This window comes from uncultured Limnohabitans sp., from assembly GCF_937889215.1.
Taxonomy (GTDB): domain Bacteria; phylum Pseudomonadota; class Gammaproteobacteria; order Burkholderiales; family Burkholderiaceae_C; genus Limnohabitans_A.
The window spans coordinates 1-2,405 of sequence record NZ_CALBEX010000595.1 but is presented as its reverse complement, the minus strand read 5'-3'; the positions used below and the strand labels follow the sequence as shown (position 1 = coordinate 2,405).

Sequence of the window (2,405 nt, the reverse complement as noted above, 5' to 3'; positions counted from 1 at the left end):
CAGACCCGGGGCAACAGCGAAGGGCGCAACAAGGTCTCGTGCCAGGAATACTTCACCCGCGCCGTCAAGCGCATGTACGCCCTGATTGGTGACACCACCGAGCACGGATTTGTGTTCCGCGTTGATTTGGCCCTGCGGCCCAATGGCAACTCTGGCCCCAGCGTGATGTCCTTGGACGCCTTGGAGGAATATTTCCTGGTGCAAGGCCGCGAGTGGGAGCGTTTTGCCTGGATGAAAAGCCGTGTGGTCGCGCCCCGCAGTGCGGTGGTCAACGCATCGGCCGAGGCGCTGCGCGGCGTGGTGCTGCCCTTTGTGTTTCGCCGCTACCTCGACTACAACGTTTTCGAATCGTTGCGCACACTGCACCAACAAATCCGCGACCACGCGGCCAAACGCAGCGCGGGCCACCCCGAACGCGCCAATGATGTGAAGCTCTCACGCGGTGGCATCCGTGAGATCGAATTCACGGTGCAGCTGCTGCAGGTGGTGCGTGGCGGCCAGTTTCCCGAGCTGCGCACCCGCCCTACGCTGGACGCCCTGCAGCGCGTGGCCAAAGCTGGGCTCATGCCGCAGGCCACGGCCGACGCTTTGAGCGCGGCCTATGTGTTTTTGCGCCAGGTGGAGCATCGCATACAGTACCTGGACGACCAGCAAACCCATGTGCTGCCTACTCGCGACGATGACCTGGACTGGATCGCGCAGACGTTGGGGCACGCCAGCACCTGCAGTTTCTTGAGCGCGCTGGACGCACACCGCGAAGTGGTGGCGCAAGAATTTGACACGCTGCTCGGTGGTGACCGCGACTGCAAAACCTGCCATGGCAAAAATGGCAAAACCGGCCGTGAGCACGCCGAGCTCGAGGCCGTGCTGGGCGATTTCAGTGGCGCGGTGCGCACCCGTCTGGCCTTGTGGGCCGATAACCCACGCGTGTTGGCCCTGCGTGACGATGCCCGTGGGCGCCTGATGCGTTTGCTTCAGCGCACTGCCCAATGGCTGGACGAGGGGCGCGTCAGCGACGAAGCCGTGCTGCGCATGGCCGACTGGATCGAGCCCCTGCTGCGTCGCGAAAGTTATTTGGCCCTCATGTTGGAGCGTCCTTCGGTGCACGAACGCCTTCTGCGCTTGCTGGGCGCGGCCAAATGGCCTGCCCGCTACTTGCTGCAGCACCCCGGCGTGATCGACGAGTTGGCCGGTGGCAACCTGTTTGACAGCCGCTTTGACGCGTCAGAGTTTGAAGGCGAACTGCAAGCGCGGCGTGCAGCCCTGCAACGCACCGGAGAGGACGACGAAGAAAGCCTGCTCAATTTGCTGCGCCGCGCCCACCACGCGGAGCAGTTCCGCACACTGGCCCGTGACGTCGAAGGCGTGCTCACCGTGGAGCAAGTGGCCGACGACTTGAGCGCTCTGGCCGATGCCGTGCTGCGCGTGACGGCCCGCTGGTGCTGGGACCGCCTGAAAAACCGCCACCGCGACGAACCGGCGATTGCCATCATTGGCTACGGCAAATTGGGCGGCAAAGAGTTGGGTTACGGCAGCGACCTGGACATCGTTTTTGTGTACGACGATGAAGATGAACGTGCTCAGGAAATCTACGCCAGCTACGTGCGCAAAATGATCAACTGGATGACGGTCAAAACCGCCGAAGGTGATTTGTACGAGATCGACACCGCCCTGCGCCCCAACGGCAACTCGGGCCTGCTCGTGACCCGCTTTGAAGCCTATGCCGACTACCAAGAGCAGCGCGGCAGCAACGCCGCTTGGACTTGGGAACACCAAGCCATGACCCGCGCCCGCTTTGTCATGGGCCTGCCCAGCCTGGCGCCTCGATTTGACGCCGTGCGCCACGCCGTCATCGGCGCCCCGCGTGACGCGGCCAGCCTGAAAGCCGAAATTGTGGCCATGCGCGACAAAGTGCGCCAGGGCCACCCGGTCAAGGCCGAGCGCTTTGATGTGAAACACAGCCCCGGCGGCATGGTGGACGCCGAGTTTGCCGTGCAATATCTGGTGCTGCTGCACACCGCCGCCCACCCGGAACTGGCCGACAACGTGGGCAACATCGCCTTGCTGATTCGCGCTGAAGCCGTGGGTTTGCTGCCCCAGGGCATCGGCCAAGCCACCGCCAACGCCTACCGCGAGCTGCGTCGCGTGCAACACCACGCCCGCCTGAACGAAGAGCCCACCGACGTGCCGATGGCCACTTTGGCCAGCGAGCGCGATGTGGTGCTGGCGCTCTGGCGCGGGGTGATGGGCTGAGCGCCCCTGCCTTCGGCCCAGCCTGGGGCTGCGGTATGGCAAAACGTGAAAATCAGTCAGAAAACAGCAAGGTAACCGCCAAAATTGCCTAATAACCAACACTTAAAGATTGATAATATTTTTTTATAAGCACTAAAGTTATACCAATGACA

At 62.7% G+C, this 2,405-nt stretch carries 1 protein-coding gene; it reads left to right on the top strand.

Translation table 11 applies throughout. The features are described from left to right. Window positions 1-2,253: bifunctional [glutamate--ammonia ligase]-adenylyl-L-tyrosine phosphorylase/[glutamate--ammonia-ligase] adenylyltransferase (gene glnE / locus Q0341_RS14910; protein WP_299514943.1), on the top strand; the 2,253-nt coding region annotated here is incomplete at its 5' end. Window positions 2,254-2,405: the final 152 nt, after the last annotated feature.